This is a genomic window from Streptomyces cirratus, assembly GCF_014650775.1.
GTDB classification, from domain to species: Bacteria; Actinomycetota; Actinomycetes; order Streptomycetales; family Streptomycetaceae; genus Streptomyces; species Streptomyces cirratus.
Map to the genome: position 1 here is coordinate 991,935 of NZ_BMVP01000002.1, position 18,180 is coordinate 1,010,114.

General features: G+C 71.3%; 15 protein-coding genes. 11 read left to right on the plus strand and 4 right to left on the minus strand.

Going from position 1 to position 18,180, the window contains the following annotated elements; translation table 11 throughout:
* Nucleotides 1-31 precede the first annotated feature (31 nt).
* Nucleotides 32-2,062 carry a phosphocholine-specific phospholipase C gene (locus IE207_RS09510; RefSeq protein WP_190183563.1) on the minus strand — a complete coding sequence of 677 codons (2,031 nt, stop codon included), beginning with the start codon at nucleotides 2,060-2,062 and terminating at the stop codon, nucleotides 32-34.
* Nucleotides 2,063-2,181: 119 nt separating this feature from the next.
* Nucleotides 2,182-3,195, minus strand: a complete 1,014-nt coding sequence (locus IE207_RS09515; protein WP_190183564.1) for an NADP-dependent oxidoreductase — start codon at nucleotides 3,193-3,195, stop codon at nucleotides 2,182-2,184.
* Nucleotides 3,196-3,296: 101 nt separating this feature from the next.
* On the opposite strand from IE207_RS09515, the gene IE207_RS09520 reads away from it, so the two are divergent.
* The 4 genes from IE207_RS09520 (at nucleotide 3,297) to IE207_RS09530 (ending at nucleotide 7,077) form a co-directional block, all read left to right on the plus strand.
* A complete protein-coding gene (locus tag IE207_RS09520) occupies nucleotides 3,297-4,175 on the plus strand; it encodes a LysR family transcriptional regulator (RefSeq protein WP_190183565.1) in 879 nt (292 codons plus the stop codon).
* Nucleotides 4,176-4,447: 272 nt separating this feature from the next.
* Entirely contained in the window at nucleotides 4,448-4,579 is a 132-nt protein-coding gene (locus tag IE207_RS33740) for a hypothetical protein (protein WP_268250179.1), read from the plus strand.
* Between the two features lie 140 nt (nucleotides 4,580-4,719).
* Nucleotides 4,720-5,760, plus strand: a complete 1,041-nt coding sequence (locus tag IE207_RS09525) for a 3-isopropylmalate dehydrogenase (protein ID WP_190183566.1) — start codon at nucleotides 4,720-4,722, stop codon at nucleotides 5,758-5,760.
* Between the two features lie 231 nt (nucleotides 5,761-5,991).
* Nucleotides 5,992-7,077 carry a branched-chain amino acid aminotransferase gene (locus IE207_RS09530; protein ID WP_190183567.1) on the plus strand — a complete coding sequence of 362 codons (1,086 nt, stop codon included), beginning with the start codon at nucleotides 5,992-5,994 and terminating at the stop codon, nucleotides 7,075-7,077.
* 68 nt (nucleotides 7,078-7,145) lie between these two features.
* Here the strand turns inward: IE207_RS09530 and IE207_RS09535 are convergent, their stop codons facing one another.
* The gene (locus tag IE207_RS09535) at nucleotides 7,146-8,579 is read right to left on the minus strand and encodes a cytosine permease (RefSeq protein WP_190183568.1); all 1,434 of its coding nucleotides are present in this window, start codon (nucleotides 8,577-8,579) and stop codon (nucleotides 7,146-7,148) included.
* Between the two features lie 155 nt (nucleotides 8,580-8,734).
* Between IE207_RS09535 and ureA the strand changes: the two genes are divergently transcribed.
* From ureA to IE207_RS09565, 6 genes are all read left to right on the plus strand, one after another.
* Nucleotides 8,735-9,538: an urease subunit gamma gene (gene ureA, locus IE207_RS09540; RefSeq protein WP_229873497.1), complete on the plus strand. Its 804-nt coding sequence runs from the start codon at nucleotides 8,735-8,737 to the stop codon at nucleotides 9,536-9,538.
* Nucleotides 9,535-11,268 carry an urease subunit alpha gene (locus IE207_RS09545; protein WP_190183569.1) on the plus strand — a complete coding sequence of 578 codons (1,734 nt, stop codon included), beginning with the start codon at nucleotides 9,535-9,537 and terminating at the stop codon, nucleotides 11,266-11,268. The genes ureA and IE207_RS09545 overlap by 4 nt, the downstream gene beginning before the upstream one ends.
* 95 nt (nucleotides 11,269-11,363) lie before the next feature.
* Complete coding sequence (locus IE207_RS09550; protein WP_190183570.1) at nucleotides 11,364-12,398, plus strand: agmatine deiminase family protein; 1,035 nt, start codon at nucleotides 11,364-11,366, stop codon at nucleotides 12,396-12,398.
* 43 nt (nucleotides 12,399-12,441) lie between these two features.
* The gene (locus IE207_RS09555) at nucleotides 12,442-13,059 is read left to right on the plus strand and encodes a TetR/AcrR family transcriptional regulator (RefSeq protein ID WP_190183571.1); all 618 of its coding nucleotides are present in this window, start codon (nucleotides 12,442-12,444) and stop codon (nucleotides 13,057-13,059) included.
* A 308-nt stretch (nucleotides 13,060-13,367) separates the two neighbouring features.
* Complete coding sequence (gene cimA, locus IE207_RS09560) at nucleotides 13,368-14,990, plus strand: citramalate synthase (RefSeq protein WP_190183572.1); 1,623 nt, start codon at nucleotides 13,368-13,370, stop codon at nucleotides 14,988-14,990.
* A 92-nt stretch (nucleotides 14,991-15,082) separates the two neighbouring features.
* Entirely contained in the window at nucleotides 15,083-16,426 is a 1,344-nt protein-coding gene (locus tag IE207_RS09565; protein ID WP_190183573.1) for a hypothetical protein, read from the plus strand.
* A gap of 80 nt (nucleotides 16,427-16,506) precedes the next feature.
* On the opposite strand, the gene IE207_RS09570 is transcribed toward IE207_RS09565, so the two are convergent.
* Nucleotides 16,507-17,130 (minus strand): YceI family protein, encoded by a 624-nt coding sequence (locus IE207_RS09570; protein ID WP_190183574.1) that lies wholly within the window; start codon nucleotides 17,128-17,130, stop codon nucleotides 16,507-16,509.
* A gap of 274 nt (nucleotides 17,131-17,404) precedes the next feature.
* Between IE207_RS09570 and IE207_RS09575 the strand changes: the two genes are divergently transcribed.
* On the plus strand, nucleotides 17,405-18,180 hold a 776-nt coding region (locus tag IE207_RS09575), incomplete at its 3' end, for an acyl-CoA carboxylase subunit beta (protein ID WP_308433571.1).

Here is an 18,180-nt window from a genome sequence, read left to right on the forward strand (position 1 = left end):
GCCGGGTGCCAATGGCCCCGGGGGCCGGTGCCTACGAGCCCGAGATGCTCGGCGAGCCCGTCTCGATGTGGCCCGTGTAGCGGCGCGACCAGGTGCCGTCGCAGTCCGCCAGGATCGTGAAGTCGTACCAGCCGTTGCTGTACGCGACCGCGTTGAAGTAGTCCTCGCGGGAGGAGTTCGCCGGGACGGTGTACGTCCACGGGCCGTCCGTGCGGTAGGCGTTCGAGCGGACCGTGAAGGTGACGGGCCCGGCTGAGGCATTGGTCATCTTGAGGTAGAGGGCCGTCTTGCCCGTGCCCGGCTCCACCGCGTAGCGGGCCGCGACCTCCACCGACTTGCCCGCCTTCGACGCATCGCCGATGAAACGCCGCAGGAAGCGGTTGGGCCCGTACATCGAGATGTCGTACTTGCCGGAGCCGCTGCCGAGCCCGATGTTGAAGTAGTCCGTCGCGGTGGAGCCGGCGTCGACCGTGTACTGCCAGGCCGCCGTGTCCCGGTACTGGTGCGGGTGGATCGAGAAGTGCGCCGCCTGCTTCGCCTGCGCCCCCTGGTTGGTCATCGAGAACCAGGCCAGGATCTTGCCCGCCGCCCCGAACTCGAAGCGGTCGAGGTTGCCGTTGACCTGGTACGGAAGGCAGCGCGCGGGCCGGGTCCCGGCCTCCTGTGCCGGCAGGGCGTTGTCCTGCGGCGCGGGGTTGGGCAGCGGGCCGCAGGTCGACTGGCCGATGACCTTCGCCGTCGAAGGCAGCCCGGAGGGGACCCCGTAGACGGGGTGCGCGAAGTCGAAGACCCCGGTCAGGTCGCCCGTGACCTTGCGGCGCCACGCGCTGATGTTGGGACAGGTGGCCGGGGTGCCCAGGGCCGAGGTCCACGTCTCCATGAAGCGCAGGACGGAGGTGTGGTCGAAGACCTCGGAGCTGACCCAGCCGCCCCGGGTCCAAGGGGACATCACGATCATCGGCACGCGGAAGCCGAGGCCGATCGGGGTGCCGTCGATGTACTCGCCGGGGGTGCCGGGCGAGGCGATGGGCGGCGCGACGTGGTCGAAGAAACCGTCGTTCTCGTCGTAGTTGAGGAAGAGGACCGTGGAGTCGAAGACCTCCGGGTTCGCGGCGAGCGCCCGGTAGACCAGGTCGACGAAGTGCGCGCCGTCGCCGGGAGGCGCGTACGGGTGCTCCGAGAAGGCTTCACTGGCCACGACCCAGGACACCTGGGGGAGGGTGCCGGCGACCACGTCGGCGCGGATCGCCGCGGCGATGTCGTCGGGGGTGGAGCCGGTGACCTTGGGGACCGAGGCCATGCCCCGGTCCCACAGCGGGTTGCCGGGGGCCGCGTCGGTGAACTTCTTGAAGTAGGCCAGGCCGTTGTCCCCGTAGTTGTCCTGGGCGTTCTGGTAGACCTTCCAGCTCATCCCGGCCCGCTGGAGGGCCTCGGCGTACGTCTCCCAGGTCAGGCCGGACTCGTCGCCGCCGTCCTTGCTGCCCGCGTCGACCTTGCCGCTCCACAGGAACGTGCGGTTGGGGCCGGTCGCGCTGAGGGTGGAGCAGAAGTAGGCGTCACAGATCGTGTAGTTGTCGGCGAGCCCGTAGTGGAAGGGTATGTCGCCCCGGTCGAGGTAGCCGAGGGTGCGGGTGTTGCCGACGCCGGTGACCCAGTTGTCCATCCGGCCCTTGTTCCAGGCGGCGTGCTGCGAGGTCCAGCTGTGCGGGAGGTCGCCGTTGCACTGGGCGAGGGTCTCGCCGTCCACGCCTCCGGCCGCGGGGGTGGCGCTCAGCTTCCAGGGGTACTGGCGACCGCCCCAGTTGGGTTGGTTGAAGGTGCCCCAGCCGCCCGGGATGTTGCCGGCCGCCCGGTCGGCGAAGCCGCGGACACCCCTCAGCCTGCCGAAGTAGTGGTCGAAGCTGCGGTTCTCCTGCATGAGGATGACCACGTGCTTCACATCGGTGATCGTGCCGGTCGCGGCGGCCGCGGCTGCCGTCGTCGGCGTGACCGCGGGCAGGGCGGCCCCCGCCACCAGCCCGGCGCCGATACCCACGAAACCTCTGCGGCTGATCGGTGTCACTGGCTACTCGCCTCCAACTCAAGTGCCCTGCTGGCACGTTGACCGAAAGAGTGGCGGGCGCCGGACCAAAGGTCTACATCCGTGCGGTAAGAAGTCGGTGAACTTCCGGGTGGCCGGAATCAGCCGTCGACGCGAACGAGCATCTTGCCCAGATTGTCCCCGCGGAGCAGGCCGAGGAAGGCGTCCACCGTGTGCTCGAACCCCTGCACAACGGTGGTATCCGTACCGATCCGCCCACTGCGCAGGTGCGGGACCAGGAACTCCTCCAGCTCGTCCTGCAGATTGGTGTGATGGCGAACCAATACCCCTTCCAGCCGCAGTGACTTGTGTACGACCTCGAAGAGGTTGCGAGGCGCGGCGGGGGAGCGGTCGCCGTTGTACATCGAGATCCCGCCGACCCAGGCGATCCGTCCGAACTCGCGCAGCACGTCGATCGCCCCTGCCAGGTGGTCCCCTCCGACGTTGTCCACGTAGACGTCGATACCGTCGGGTGCGGCCTCGGCGAGCTGCTCGCCGACCGGGCCGTCGTGGTAGTCGAAGGCGGCGTCGAAGCCCAGTTCGCCGGTCAGGTGGGCGACCTTGGCCGCCGAACCCGCGCTGCCGATGATCCGGCGGGCGCCGAGCAGGCGGGCGATGTGCCCGGTCGCCGTGCCGACCCCGCCCGCGGCGGCGGAGACGAAGAGGTCCTCGCCCTCGCGCAGGGCCGCCGTCCGGGTCAGGGCGGCGTACGCGGTCAAGCCGGTGCCGCCCAGGATGGACAGGTACGCCTCCAAGGGGACGCCCTCGTGGCCCCGGAGCTTGCGGCTGCCGTCCGCGCCCAGGGTGACCAGCGCGTGGGTGCGCCAGCCCTGCCGGTGGAAGACGAGGTCGCCTTCGGCCAGCCCGGGGTCCCGGGAGGCGGTGACCCGGCCGACCGCGCGCCCCTCCAGCGGGCTGTTCAGCTCGAAGCCGCCGTCACCGCCGTCCATCAGCCCGCGATGGTACGGGTCCACGGAGAGCAGGAGGTTGTGGACGAGGGCGGTCCCGGGGGCGGGGGAGGGGACCGGGGTGCGCACGCGGGCGAAGTCGGTGGCGAGCGGGAAGCCGGAGGGGCGGGCGATCTGGTGGACGGCGTAGCCGGTCTGTGTGGTCATGGCAGCGACCGTAGGAAGGAATCACGGGCCCCGGCAGGGGGTTGGGCTCATGGAAGCCGCACATCCATGAATCCCGCTCATAGAACGAGGTGAGAGCAGGCGTGGCCGAGCTCGCTCCGCAGGAACTGCGCATCCTGGTCGCCGTCGCCGAGACCGGCGGCTTCTCCGCCGCGGGCGCCGCGCTCGGCATCGGCCAGTCGGCCGTCTCCCACTCCGTGCGCGGCAGCGAGGCCAAGGTCGGCGCCGTGCTGTTCGAGCGCGGGCGCGCCGGGGCGGTGCCGACCCCGGCGGGCGAGCGGGCCGTCAGCCTGGGCCGGCGCATCCTGCGCCTCTACGAGGTGCTCGGCACGGAAGCCCGTGGCGCCGGACGGCCCCCGGCCGAGGCGGTCGAGGGGGCGCTGCGCATCGCGGCGTTCCGCAGTGCGGCCCTGCACCTGCTGCCGCCCGCCCTGGAGCGCCTCACGGCCCGCCACCCCGGGCTGAGCCCCGAGGTCCGGGTCGTGCGCGAGCTCGGTGCCGGCACCACCGGGGAGGTGCTGGCGGGCCGGGCCGACCTCGCCATCGCCACCCTCGGGGGCTCGGCGGAGCTGCCGCCCGGCCTGCTGAGCGGGTTGATCGCCGAGGAGGCGTACTCCCTGGTCCATCCGGCGGGACATCCCGATCCCAGGACGCTGCCCCTGCTGGACTGGGACGAGAACTGCGGCTCCTACACCCGTTCCTGGTGGGCGGCCCAGGACTGGATCCCGCGGGCCACCGTCAAGGCGGAGGACGACGGGATGGTGCTGACCATGGTCGGCCGGGGGCTGGGGATGGCGATCCTGCCCGAGCTGTCCCTGCGGGAGGCGGGCGAGTCCGTCGAGATCGCCGACCTGGGACCCGGGAGGCCCATGAGACGGGTGGGATACGTCACCACACCGGAATCGGCGTCCACCCTCGCCGTCAGGGCTCTGATCAGGGAACTCCGCTCGGACAGAGGCTGAAAACGGAGCCGTGACACGGCCACCGGAGCGCTCCGATCGAGCCGGCCTCGTCTCAGATACTAGGAAGCCCGAGTAATTGCGGAGACAGACAGCGGCGCCTGCCCTAGCTTTGTAGGAGCCGAACGTCTCGCCGATCCGGCGAATGGCGGTCGAGAGCGCGCGCCCCTTGGCAGGCAACCCCTGCGGCGCACCGCTCCCCGCCTCTTCCGGCGCCTTGAAGGAACCCCTCATCCGTGGCCCGGCCACGCCGTGATCTCAAGGAGTCGATCACCATGACCCCCACCACCACCGCTGTCCGCCGCGTCCGCCACTCCTCCACGGCCGACGTCGACCGCAAGAACGCCGCCGCCGCCCTCCAGCGCGCACTGGACCGCCGCGACAACGGCGGCTCCACGGGCCACTGAGCCCCGGGTCCCCGCGGCCCGCCGTCACCCCTCCCGTCCCGGCCCCGCCGCCCGGGCCGCAACCCGGACGCTCCTCGCCCACAGGTCCACATGGTGGACGGAAGATGTCTGAGGGCTGGGACAGGGAGTACGGTTCCGACATGTCGACCAGCATCAATCTCGCAGTGATCCCCGGTGATGGCATCGGCCAGGAAGTCGTGGCTCAGGGCCTCAAGGTCCTTACCGCGGTCCTGCCCCAGGATGTGAAGCTGGAGACCAAGGAGTACGACCTCGGCGCCCAGCGCTGGCACCGCACCGGTGAGACCCTCCCGGACGCGGAGCTCGAAGCCCTGGGGCACCACGACGCGATCCTGCTGGGCGCCATCGGCGACCCCTCGGTCCCCTCGGGGGTCCTGGAGCGAGGGCTGCTGCTCAAGCTCCGTTTCGCCTTCGACCACTACATCAACCTGCGGCCCTCGAAGCTGTTCCCCAACACGGCCACACCGCTGGCCGGCCGTCCGGAGATCGACTTCGTCGTGGTCCGCGAGGGCACCGAAGGTCCGTACACCGGCAACGGCGGCAGCCTGCGGACGGGGACCCCGGCCGAGGTGGCCACCGAGGTCAGCATCAACACCGCGTACGGCGTGGAGCGCGTCGTCCGTGACGCCTACGAGCGGGCCAACGCCCGCCCCCGCAAGAAGCTGACGCTGGTCCACAAGAACAACGTCCTCGTGTACGCGGGCCACATGTGGAAGAACATCTTCGACAAGGTCGGCCGGGAGTACCCCGAGGTCACCACGGACTACCTGCACGTCGATGCCGCGACGATCTTCTTCGTCACCCAGCCCGAGCGCTTCGACGTCATCGTCACGGACAACCTCTTCGGTGACATCCTCACCGACCTGGCCGCGGCCGTGACCGGCGGAATCGGCCTGGCCGCCTCCGGGAACATCAACCCGACCGGCGCCTTCCCGTCCATGTTCGAGCCCGTCCACGGCTCGGCCCCGGACATCGCCGGCACCGGCAAGGCCGACCCGACCGCGACGATCCTCTCCGTCGCCCTCCTGCTGCGCCACCTGGGCTACGAGGCCCAGGCCGTCCGCATCGAGGAAGCGGTCTCCGCCGACCTGGCCGAGCGGGACGGAACCTTCCGCTCCACCGACGCCATCGGCGACGCCCTCGCCACGCGCGTAGCCGGCTGACCCGGCAGAGCTCCACACCCAGGAAGCCGCCGGGTCGCGATCACCGCACCCGGCGGCTTCTCCTGCGCGGCCCCGGGTGCCACCATCTCCCCTGGGCCGCATCACCCCGTTTCTCCGAGGACACCTCGCGCGCGATAATCGAACGCGAGGCCGCGGTATACGGGGAAGCTCGGACGTCCTAGTACGCGTGAGCGCGGTCCGCCATACACAAACGGTGAAGGACAAGCACTCATGACGACGCCCACCATCGAGCTGAAGCCCTCCTCGAACCCCCTGTCCGACGCGGAGCGCGAGGCGATCTTGGCCAGCCCCGGTTTCGGCCGCCACTTCACCGATCACATGGTGACGATCAAGTGGACCGAGGGCCGTGGCTGGCACGACGCCGAACTGGTCCCGTACGCGCCGCTGTCGATCGACCCGGCGAACATGACCCTGCACTACGCGCAGACCATCTTCGAGGGCCTCAAGGCCTACAAGCAGCCCGATGGCACCGTCGCCACGTTCCGCCCCGAGGCCAACGCCGAGCGCTTCCAGGCCTCCGCGCGCCGCATGGCGATGCCGGAACTCCCCGCCGACCTGTTCATCGCCGCCTGCGACGCCCTCATCGCGCAGGACCGCGCCTGGGTGCCGGACTCGGGCGAGGCCTCGCTGTACCTGCGGCCGTTCATGTTCGCCTCCGAGGTCGGCCTCGGTGTCCGTCCGGCCAACGAGTTCCTGTTCATGGTCATCGCCTCGCCGGCCGGCGCGTACTTCCCCGGTGGGGTCAAGCCCGTCTCCGTCTGGCTCTCCGAGGAGTACGTCCGCGCCGTCAAGGGCGGTACCGGCGCGGCCAAGACCGGCGGCAACTATGCGGCCTCCCTGGTCGCCCAGGCCCAGGCCGCCTCGCACGGCTGCGACCAGGTCGTGTGGCTCGACGCCGTCGAGCACCGCTGGATCGAGGAGATGGGCGGCATGAACCTGTACTTCGTGTACGGCGACCGCATCGTCACGCCCGAGCTCACCGGTTCGCTCCTCCCGGGCATCACCCGTGACTCCCTCCTCACCATCGCCCGCGACCTCGGCTACACCGCCGAGGAGGGCCGGATCAGCACCGAGGACTGGAAGCGCGACAACGAGAACGGCACCCTGACCGAGGTGTTCGCCTGCGGCACCGCCGCCGTCATCACCCCGGTCGGCTCGGTCAAGTCGGAGCGCGCCAACTGGACCCAGGGCACCGGCGAGCCCGGCGAGGTCACCATGAAGCTCCGCAAGGCGCTGCTGGACCTCCAGACCGGCCACACCGCCGACACCCACGGCTGGATGCACCCGCTCGGCTGATCCCGCCTACGCACGAAGGGCCGCCCCGAAACGCCGGGGCGGCCCTTTCGTATGCGGAGCGCCGGGGGTTACGCCGCGACGGGCTCCTCGGCGGCGCTCTCGGCGGCGGGAGCCGGCGCCTCGTCGCCGCTGAGTGCGGTCAGGACCGTGTAGGCCAGCCCGCCGGCGAGGCCGGAGAGGACGAAGGAGCAGTCCACCCCGCCGGTCAGGGCCAGCAGCGGGCCCTCGTAGAAGGGGGTGGTCACCGCGAGCAGGCCGACGCCCGCGCCGATCGCCCAGGCGGCGGTGGCCTGGAGGTTCCACCCCGCGCGGTACCAGTAGATCCCGCCGACCGAGCGGCGGTTGAAGACCTGGAGCGCGTCGGCGTCATACTGCCCGCGGCAGCGGACGTAGCCGATGAGGGTGATGACGGCCCACGGGGTGCCGATCGCGGTCAGCAGCAGCACGAACGAGGTCATCGCGGACTGGACGTCCCACTCGAACGAGCCGATGAAGACGAACGCGGTGGCGACGGCGGCGGCGATCACGGTGGCCTTGGTCCGGGTGGCCCTGGGGACGATCGCGTCCAGGTCGAGGCCCATGGAGTAGAGCATCAGTCCGGCGTTGCCCACCGATCCGGCCGCGGCCGCCGCGAGCAGCGGCACCAGGTACCAGAAGGGCGACGCGTCGACGAGCGGTCCGGCGTAGTCGGCGCCGGCCTTGGCGGCGAGCGCGGTGTACGTGCCGAACAGCTGCGGGATCAGGAGGCCGATCGCCAGCCCCAGACAGGTACCCCAGAAGACCTTGCGGGAGCTGTGCCGGCTCGGGGAGATGTAGCGGGTGTAGTCGCCCAGCAGGGTGATGAAGGCGACGGGACCGCTCAGGCCGGCCGCGACGGCGGCCAGCAGCCAGGTCGGCCAGAACGAGCCGAGCAGGTACTCCGTCCCCGGCGGCGCGGCGGTGGTGAAGTCGGGCGCGTAGGCGTAGAGGCCGATGGCGAGCAGGACCACCATGCCGATGGAGAGGACCTTGCTCATGCGCAGCAGCAGCCGGTAGCCGAAGACGGCACCCACCACGGTGAAGGCGGCCAGTACGCCGTACATGACCGCGTGGGTGGCGCCGGTGTCGGGGAGCCCCACGAGCCGCGCCAGGGTGGCGACCATCACGTCGCCGCCGATCCACAGGGTCAGGGCGGTGTAGCCGAGTGCGAGGAGCAGGCCCACGACGGAGCCGACGAGCCGTCCCCGGACGCCGAACTGGGCGCCGCTGGAGGTGGAGAGGTTGGTGGCCGTCCGCAGGGAGACCAGCGCCAGCGGCGCGGTGAAGGCGATGCCGACGAATGTGCCGGTCACGATGGCCGTCAGCGAGGGCCACAGTCCCAGTCCGAAGGACGGGGGCAGCCAGCCGAACACGATCACGCCGAGGCAGAGATTGGAGCCGAGCAGGATCGAGACCAGGTCGCGGGGACCGCTCGTCCGCTCCTCTTCGGGGATCGTGTCGACTCCGCGCTGTTCGATGGGCATGGGGGAGCTCCCTTGTGCAGGGCGGGGTGAGTGCGCTTCGTTTGAGCGACATTCAATGTGACCTAGGCGCAGGTCTCAGGTCAATGCTTCATTGCAGCGAAATGAAGAGTTAGAGTGATGCTCTAACCCATCGACTCAAAAGGTGGTGGATCGGCGTGCGGCTGACCCCTACGGAGCGTGACCGGCTGCTGCTGCGCGGCGCCGCGGAACTGGCCAGGGCCCGCCGGGCCCGCGGCCTGCAGCTCAACGTCCCGGAGGCCACCGCGCTCATCGCGGACACGGTCTGCGAGGCGGCCCGCGACGGCAAGCGGCTGGCCGAGGCCATCGAGGAGGCCCGCAGCGTGCTCGGCCCCGACGACGTGCTGCCCGGCGTGTCCGACGTGGTCACCGAGGTCCACGTCGAGGCCGTCTTCGACGACGGATCCCGCCTCGCGGTGGTCTCCTCGCCGATCCGCGGTGCGGTGGGCCTCGGCGACGACGCGCCCGGCGCGGTCGTGCCCGGCCCGGGCGCGCCCCAGCCGGAGCCGGTGGTGCACCTGCGGGTGCGCAACACGGCCCCCGTGCCGGTGAGCGTCACCTCGCACTTCCACTTCTTCGAGGCGAACCCGCGCCTGGACTTCGACCGCGCCGCGGCCTACGGCATGCGGCTGTGCGTACCGGCGGGCTCCTCCGTCCGCTTCGACCCGCACGGCGAGGGCGAGGTCGGCCTGGTCCCGATCGGCGGCGACCGCATCGCCATCGGCTTCGCCGGGCTTGTCGACGGCCCGCTGGACGCTCCCGGCGCCAAGGCGCAGGCGCTGGCCAGGGCGGCTGCCTGCGGGTACCTGGGCGCGCAAGCGCCCCGGGAGTCCGCCGGGGGCGGGGACAGCGCCGGGACGCCCGCGCCCCAGCAGCCCGGAGCCGCCGGAGCGTCCGGCACCGATACCGACAGCCCTCGCCCGGAAGGGAACCCGGCATGAGCCGCCAGACCCCCCACAGCGACCACTGCGCGCCGGGCAGCCGGCACATCGACCCGCACGAGTACGCCTCCGTCTTCGGCCCCCGCGCCGGGGACCGGGTCCGGCTCGGCGACTCGGGCCTGACCGTCCGGGTCGAGCACGACGCGCAGAAGCCGGGCGACGAGTTCCTGGCCGGTTTCGGCAAGACCGCCCGCGACGGCCTGCACCTCAAGGCCGCCGCCGTCCGCGAGACCTGTGACGTCGTGATCAGCAACGTGCTGGTCATCGACGCCGTCCTCGGCATCCGCAAGGTCTCCATCGGCATCCGCGAGGGCCGGATCCACGCGATCGGCCGGGCCGGCAACCCCGACACCCTCGACGGCGTGGACGTGGTCGTCGGCACGGGTACCTCGATCGTCTCCGGCGAGGGGCTCATCGCCACCGCGGGAGCCGTGGACACCCACGTCCACCTGCTCTCCCCGCGGATCATGGAGGCCTCGCTCGCCGCCGGCGTCACCACCGTCATCGGCCAGGAGTTCGGTCCGGTCTGGGGCGTCGGCGTCAATTCCCCGTGGGCCCTGGGGCACGCCTTCAACGCCTTCGACGCCTGGCCCGTGAACATCGGCTTCCTCGCCCGCGGCTCCTCCTCCGACGCCGCGCCGCTGGTGGAGGCGCTGGCCGAGGGCGGCGCGAGCGGGTTCAAGGTCCACGAGGACATGGGCGCGCACACCCGCGCCCTGGACACGGCCCTGCGCGTGGCCGAGGAGCACGACGTACAGGTCGCCCTGCACAGCGACGGCCTCAACGAGTGCCTCTCCGTCGAGGACACCCTGCGCGTGCTGGACGGCCGCACCATCCACGCCTTCCACATCGAGGGGTGCGGCGGCGGACACGTCCCCAACGTCCTCAAGATGGCGGGCGTGCCGAACGTCATCGGCTCCTCCACCAACCCCACCCTGCCCTTCGGCCGGGACGCGGTCGCCGAGCACTACGGCATGATCGTCTCCGTCCACGACCTCAAGCCGGACCTCCCGGGCGACGCGGCCATGGCCCGCGACCGGATCCGCGCCGGGACGATGGGAGCCGAGGACGTCCTGCACGACCTGGGCGCGATCGGCATCACCTCCTCCGACGCCCAGGGCATGGGCCGCGCCGGCGAGACCATCCGCCGCACCTTCGCCATGGCCGCCAAGATGAAGGGCGAACTCGGCCCGATGGCCGGCGACGGCGAGGGCGACGACAACGCCCGCGTGCTGCGCTACATGGCGAAGCTGACGATCAACCCGGCCATCGCCCACGGCCTGGCCCACGAGATCGGCTCCATCGAGGTCGGCAAGCTCGCCGACATCGTGCTGTGGCGCCCCCAGTTCTTCGGCGCCAAGCCCCAGCTGGTCCTCAAGTCCGGCTTCCCGGCGTACGGGGTCACCGGCGACCCCAACGCCGCCACCGACACCTGCGAACCGCTCGTGCTCGGGCCGCAGTTCGGCGCCTACGGAGCCACCGCCGCCGACATCTCCGTCGCCTTCGTCTCCGCGGCGGCCGCCGCGCTGGGCTCCGACCAGATGCCCACGCGCAGGCGCCGGGTGGCCGTCCGCGGCACCCGCGGCATCGGCCCCGCGGACCTCCTCCTCAACTCCCGGGTGGGCGCGGTCGATGTGGACGCGCGCAGCGGCCTGGTCACGCTCGACGGTGACCCGCTGCGCTCCGAGGCGGCAGATTCGGTCTCCCTCAACCGCCTGTACTTCTTGTAGATCAGCACAGCTCGTACACCAGCCCGGCCCGTAGACCAGCCCGGCCCGCGCACCAGCCGAGCTTGCGAACCAGCCCAGCCCCCAAAGGACCCCTCATGACGAAGCCCGCCGCCGACGGATTCCGGATGCCCGCCGAGTGGACGCCCCACGAGCGCACCTGGATGGCCTGGCCCAGCCCCAACCCCACCTTCACCAACGAGCAGGAACTCGCCGAGGCCCGTGAGGCCTGGGGGGCCGTGGCCCGCGCGGTCCGCTCGTACGAGCCGGTCACCCTCGTGGTCTCGCCCGGTGACGCCGAGAGCGCCCGCGCGATAGTCGGCGACGACGTAGAGCTGGTCGAGCAGGAGCTCGACGACGCCTGGATGCGGGACATCGGCCCGACCTTCGTCACCAACGACGCCGGCGAGCTGGCCGCCGTCGACTGGACCTTCAACGGCTGGGGCGCCCAGGACTGGGCTCGCTGGGGCCACGACGAGAAGATCGCCCGCCACGTCTCGGACCTGACCGGCACCCGGACGTACAGCACCTCCCTGGTCAACGAGGGCGGCGCCATCCACGTCGACGGCGAGGGCACCGTGCTCCTCACCGACACCGTGCAGCTCGGCGAGGGCCGCAACCCCGGCTGGAGCCGCCAGCAGGTCGAGGAGGAGATCCACGCCCACCTCGGCACCACCAAGGCCATCTGGCTGCCGTACGGCCTGGCCGGGGACTACGGCACCTACGGCACCCAGGGCCACGTGGACATCGTCGCCGCCTTCGCGCGCCCCGGCGTGGTCATGGTCCACACCCAGCCCGACCCGGCCCACCCAGACCACGAGCGCTGCAAGACCATCGCCGCCATCCTGCGCGCCTCCACCGACGCGCAGGGCCGGCAGCTGGAGGTCGTGGAGATCCCGGCGCCGACCGTGCTGGAGGAGGACGGCGAATGGGTCGACTACTCGTACATCAACCACTACCTGTGCAACGACGGCGTCGTCCTGTGCTCCTTCGACGACCCGCGCGACGAGGAGGCGGCGGAAATCTTCCGCGGTCTGTTCCCCGAGCGGACCGTGACCCTCGTCGACGCACGTACGATTTTCGCCGGGGGTGGCGGTATCCACTGCATCACCCAGCAGCAGCCGAAGGTCTGACCCGGGCGGTCGACCACGGTCGACCGATGTAGAGGAGTGGCCCATGGCGGCGGGTGGAGTACGGCCGGCGCGGAAGAACGCCCCGCCGCGCGAGGACGTACTCGTCGCTGCCATGGCCACGATCGCCGAACGCGGCCTGGACGGCCTCACCATGGCCGGCCTGGGCCGGCAGGTCGGCATGAGCAGCGGCCACCTCCTCTACTACTTCGGCAGCAAGGACGAGCTGCTGCTCCAGACGCTGGAGTGGAGCGAGGCCGCGCTCGGCACCGAGCGCAGGGCCCTGCTCTCCCGCCGGAGTCCGGCGCGCGAACGGCTCGCGGCCTACGTGGACCTCTACGTCCCCGACGGCGCCCGGGACCCGCACTGGACCCTGTGGCTGGAGGTCTGGAACCGTTCGCAGGACGCCGGCCCCCGGGAACGGGAGCGACAGGCGGCCATCGAGGGCGCCTGGCACCGCGACCTGGTGGCCCTCCTCGCCGAGGGCATCTCGCGGGGCGAGTTCCGGCCCGTGGACGCCGACCGCTTCGCCGCCCGGATGCGGGCCCTGCTCGACGGGTTCAGCATCCAGGTCGCCGTCGGCCTGCCCGGTATAGGGCGGGGCGACATCCTCGACCACGTGACCGAATTCGTGGACGAGACGCTCGCGGTCCCGTCCGCCTGATCCAGGCGGCGGCCCGCTCGCATAGTGAGACGTCGGTCCGCGCGCGTGGACCCCTGTGACACACTGCGGACGTGCCTGCTCAGCTCATGATTATCGCCAGCAGCGCGCCGGTCCCCAGTGACCGCTGAGCCGTGGAACAACCACGGGAACGCGGCCACCGTGCCCCAGACCCGCGCGCAGACCTCTCGCACCCGCGAGGGGTCTTTTCGTTTCCCGGCCCATTCCTGCCGGGGTCCGGCAGCGCGCGATGATGGGGGCAGTGGATCCCCGGTCTCCGGAACCACTCATCCGACAGGAGTCAGACCAGCATGACGACGACAGAGGCGACTGCGCCGACAGAGGCCCTCGACGACGGCTTCCACGTCTTCGACACCACCCTGCGCGACGGTGCCCAGCGTGAGGGCATCAACCTCACGGTCGCGGACAAGCTGACGATCGCCCGGCACCTGGACGACTTCGGGGTGGGTTTCATCGAGGGCGGCTGGCCCGGCGCCAACCCCCGCGACACCGAGTTCTTCGCCCGCGCCCGCGCCGAGATCGACTTCAAGCACGCCAAGCTCGTCGCCTTCGGCGCCACCCGCCGGGCCGGCGGCTCCGCCGCCGCGGACCCGCAGGTCCGCGCCCTGCTGGAGTCCGGCGCACCGGTGATCACCCTGGTCGCCAAGTCCCACGACCGGCACGTCGAACTCGCGTTGCGCACCACCTTGGACGAGAACCTGGAGATGGTCCGCGACACCGTCTCCCACCTGGTCGCACAGGGCCGCCGGGTGTTCGTCGACTGCGAGCACTTCTTCGACGGCTACCGCGCCAACGCCGAGTACGCGAAGTCCGTCGTACGGACCGCCTACGAGGCCGGCGCCGATGTCGTCGTCCTCTGCGACACCAACGGCGGCATGCTCCCCGCGCAGATCACCGCCACCGTCGCCACCGTCCTCGCCGACACCGGGGCACGCCTGGGCATCCACGCCCAGGACGACACCGGCTGCGCGGTGGCCAACACCCTCGCCGCCGTCGACGCGGGCGCCACCCACGTGCAGTGCACCGCGAACGGCTACGGCGAGCGCGTCGGCAACGCCAACCTGTTCCCCGTCGTCGCCGCGCTGGAGATCAAGTACGGGCGGCGGGTGCTGCCCGAGGGCGCGCTCGCCGAGATGACCCGGATCTCGCACGCCATCGCCGAGGTCGTCAACCTCACGCCCTCCACGCACCAGCCGTACGTGGGCGTCTCCGCCTTCGCGCACAAAGCGGGCCTGCACGCCTCCGCCATCAAGGTCGACCCGGACCTCTACCAGCACATCGACCCCGAGCGCGTCGGCAACACGATGCGGATGCTGGTCTCCGACATGGCCGGCCGCGCCTCCATCGAGCTCAAGGGCAAGGAACTCGGCGTCGACCTCGGCGGCGACCGCGCGCTGATCTCCCGGGTCGTGGAGCGGGTCAAGGAGCGCGAGCTCCAGGGCTACACCTACGAGGCCGCCGACGCCTCCTTCGAGCTGCTATTGCGCGCCGAGGCCGAGGGCCGGGCCCGCAAGTACTTCCGTGTCGAGTCCTGGAGGGCGATCGTCGAGGACCGCCCGGACGGCACCCACGCCAACGAGGCCACCGTCAAGCTGTGGGCCAAGGGCGAGCGGATCGTCGCGACGGCCGAGGGCAACGGCCCCGTCAACGCGCTCGACCGTGCGCTGAGGGTGGCACTGGAGCGGTTCTACCCGCAGCTGGCCAAGTTCGAGCTGGTGGACTACAAGGTCCGCATCCTGGAGGGCAAGCACGGCACGGAATCCACGACCCGGGTGCTGATCTCCACGACGGACGGCGCCCGCGAGTGGTCCACGGTCGGCGTCGCACCGAACGTGATCGCGGCCTCCTGGCAGGCACTGGAGGACGCCTTCACCTACGGCCTCCTGCGCGCGGGCGTCGAACCGGCCGAGTAGCCGCCGGGCGGGAGGGGCGCACTCCTCCCGCCCCCTGCGGCCCTTATGTTCCGTTCACACGGGACGGGCCCGGTTCGGGTAGCGTCGTGACCATGAGGACCAGGCCTGTTTCCGTATTGTCCGGTCTGTTGCTGGCACTGTTCGCGGTCGCCTTCGTGGGCGTACCGCAGGCGTCCGCCGCCACCGGAACCGCAGCCGTCGCGCAGGCCCTCAAGAAGGGCCCGGTCTACGTCGACCCCCGCGCCGAGGCACAGCTGCCGAAGGCGCAGGCCGACGCGCTGGCCCAGAAGATCGAGAAGGCCGGGAAGCCGGTCTTCGTCGCGGTCCTCCCGGCCACCGCCGAGTTCCCGCCGCAGGGGCTGCTGAGCGCCGTCCGGGCCCAGACGGGCATCACGGGGCTGTACGCGATCCGCCTCGGCAACGCCTTCGACGCCGGGGCCGACGCCTCCGTCATGCCGCGGGTCGCCGTACGCAACCTCACCGACGCCGTGAAGGCGGGCGGCCCGGTCGACGCGGTCACCGAGCTGAACAACTTCGTCGACCAGGCCCTCACCCAGACCAAGGGCCGCGCCCCCGCCTCTTGGGGCGACACGGGCGTCGACGACGGCACCCCGGTCGGCGGCCTGGTCGCGCTCGGCGCGTTGGCCGTGGTCGGCGGCGGCGGCGCCTACGCGCTGGTCCGGCGCAACCGGAAGAAGAAGGAGGAGGCGCGCCGCGACGCGATCGCCCGCCTCGGCGTGGTCGTGGACGAGGACATCACCGCCTTCGGCGAGGAACTCGACCGGCTGGACTTCCGGCCCGGCGAACCCGGCGCCGACGACGCCATGCGCGCGGACTACGGGCAGGCCCTGGACGCGTACGAGAAGGCCAAGCAGATCATGGCGCAGGTCCGGTACCCGGAGGAGGTGCAGGGCGTCACGCAGGCGCTGGAGGACGGCCGCTACGCCCTGGCCCGCCTCGACGCGCGCCGTCAGGGCAAGCCGGTGCCCGAGCGCCGGGCGCCCTGCTTCTTCGACCCGCGACACGGCCCGAGCACCGAGGACGCCACCTGGGCCCCGGCGGGCGGGGCGGCCCGCACGGTACCCGTCTGCACGGCGGACGCCGTGCGGCTGCGCGACGGCCTGGACCCTGCGGTGCGCACGGTCGACACCGACTACGGGCCGCGGCCCTACTACGACGCGGGTCCGGCGTACGGCCCGTGGGCCGGCGGGTACTTCGGCGGAGGCATCCTGCCCGGGCTGCTCGTGGGCACGGTGCTCGGTTCGCTGATGTCCGGCCCCGCGTACGCCTCCGACTTCGGCGGAGCGGGCGGCTTCGACGGCGGCGACGTGTCCGGGGCCGACTTCAACCCGGGCGACTTCGGCGGAGGGTTCGACGGGGGCGGAGGGTTCGACGGCGGCGGTGGCGGCGGCTTCGACGGCGGTGGCGGCTTCTAGCGCTGTGGCCGGGCGGTCCGCAGATCAGGCCCGACCACCGGGCCCACCGATGAGGTGCACCGATCAGGCCGACGCCCCGGTCAGGCCTGCTTGACGGCCGAGATGTCGAAGGTCAGCTTCACCTTGTCACTGACCATCACGCCGCCGGCCTCCAGTGCGGCGTTCCACGTCAGGCCCCAGTCGGAGCGCAGGATCTGCGCGGAGCCCTCGAAGCCGACGCGCTGGTTGCCGTAGACGTCGGTGGCGGAGCCGTTGAACTCCAGGTCGATCGAGAGCGGACGGGTGACGTCCTTGATCGTCAGGTCGCCCGTGATGCGGTACGTGTCACCGCCGAGCGCGGCCGCCCCGGTGGAGCGGAAGCTCATCAGGGGGAAGGTCTCGGAGTCGAAGAAGTCGTCGCCGCGCAGGTGGCCGTCGCGGTCGGCGATGCCGGTGTCCACGGAGGCGGTCTTCACGTCGATGGAGGCCGTCGAGCGGGCCGGGTCGGCGCCGTCCAGGTGCAGCAGGCCCTCGTGGTCGGAGAAGGCGCCGCGGACGTTGGTGACCATGGCGTGCCGGACGGTGAAGCCGATGCTGCTGTGCGCCGGGTCGATGGTGTAGTCACCGGTGAGGGCCGCGAGCGCCGGGTCCACGTCCAGCGTGGCGACGGGCGCGGTGGTGGCGGCGGTGGCGTTCCGGCTGCTGCGGCGGGTGAAGATGCTCATGATCACTCCTGTGGGGGCGTATCGCCGACGGCCCGTCGGCGGTCGAAACTTTGTTTAAGCTTCAACGACAACGACGCTAAGGCTATTTCGTTCAAATTTCAACCTCTCTGCCTCCACTCGGGTGATTTATAGGATTCCCACAACGGCCGGACCCCCCGTCTGGTGGAGTCCGTGCATCTTCCGGCGGTTCTGTCCGGCCCGGACAGCGGAACGCTCCGGAGACTGTGTGGAACCAACGGAGGGTTTTCGGCCCGTCACTTCGTAAGGTCGGTACATGACCGTTGTGGACCAGACTCCGAGCGAGCCGACGGACGCCCGCGGGCGCGTGGCCGAACTGCACTCCCTCAGGGAGCAGGCGCGACGCGGCCCGAGTGACCGGGCGACCGAGGCGCAGCACGCCAAGGGCAAGCTGACCGCGCGTGAGCGCATCGCGCTGCTGCTCGATGAGGGCTCGTTCCGGGAGGTCGAGCAGTTGCGCCGGCATCGGGCGAGCGGCTTCGGCCTGGAGGGCAAGAAGCCCTACACGGACGGTGTCATCACCGGCTGGGGCACCGTCGAGGGCCGTACGGTCTTCGTCTACGCGCACGACTTCCGGATCTTCGGCGGTGCTCTGGGCGAGGCCCACGCCACGAAGATCCACAAGATCATGGACATGGCCATCGCGGCCGGTGCCCCGCTGGTCTCGCTCAACGACGGGGCGGGCGCCCGTATCCAGGAGGGCGTCTCCGCCCTCGCCGGCTACGGCGGCATCTTCCAGCGCAACACCAAGGCCTCCGGTGTCATCCCGCAGATCTCGGTCATGCTGGGCCCCTGTGCCGGCGGTGCCGCGTACTCCCCGGCCCTGACGGACTTCGTCTTCATGGTCCGCGAGACCTCGCAGATGTTCATCACCGGCCCGGACGTGGTCCGCGCGGTGACCGGCGAGGAGATCACCCAGAACGGCCTCGGCGGCGCCGACGTGCACGCCGAGACCTCGGGCGTGGCGCATTTCGCGTACGACGACGAGGAGACCTGCATCTCCGAGGTCCGCTACCTCATCACGATGCTGCC

Excerpts from the sequence above, each read along its gene's own strand:
- IE207_RS09515 (WP_190183564.1), bottom strand. The coding sequence starts at position 3,195 with ATGACCACACAGACCGGCTACGCCGTCCACCAGATCGCCCGCCCCTCC.
- IE207_RS33740 (WP_268250179.1), top strand. The coding sequence starts at position 4,448 with ATGACCCCCACCACCACCGCTGTCCGCCGCGTCCGCCACTCCTCCACG.
- IE207_RS09525 (WP_190183566.1), top strand. The coding sequence starts at position 4,720 with ATGTCGACCAGCATCAATCTCGCAGTGATCCCCGGTGATGGCATCGGC.
- IE207_RS09530 (WP_190183567.1), top strand. The coding sequence starts at position 5,992 with ATGACGACGCCCACCATCGAGCTGAAGCCCTCCTCGAACCCCCTGTCC.
- IE207_RS09535 (WP_190183568.1), bottom strand. The coding sequence starts at position 8,579 with ATGCCCATCGAACAGCGCGGAGTCGACACGATCCCCGAAGAGGAGCGG.
- IE207_RS09545 (WP_190183569.1), top strand. The coding sequence starts at position 9,535 with ATGAGCCGCCAGACCCCCCACAGCGACCACTGCGCGCCGGGCAGCCGG.
- IE207_RS09550 (WP_190183570.1), top strand. The coding sequence starts at position 11,364 with ATGACGAAGCCCGCCGCCGACGGATTCCGGATGCCCGCCGAGTGGACG.
- IE207_RS09555 (WP_190183571.1), top strand. The coding sequence starts at position 12,442 with ATGGCGGCGGGTGGAGTACGGCCGGCGCGGAAGAACGCCCCGCCGCGC.
- cimA (WP_190183572.1), top strand. The coding sequence starts at position 13,368 with ATGACGACGACAGAGGCGACTGCGCCGACAGAGGCCCTCGACGACGGC.
- IE207_RS09565 (WP_190183573.1), top strand. The coding sequence starts at position 15,083 with ATGAGGACCAGGCCTGTTTCCGTATTGTCCGGTCTGTTGCTGGCACTG.
- IE207_RS09570 (WP_190183574.1), bottom strand. The coding sequence starts at position 17,130 with ATGAGCATCTTCACCCGCCGCAGCAGCCGGAACGCCACCGCCGCCACC.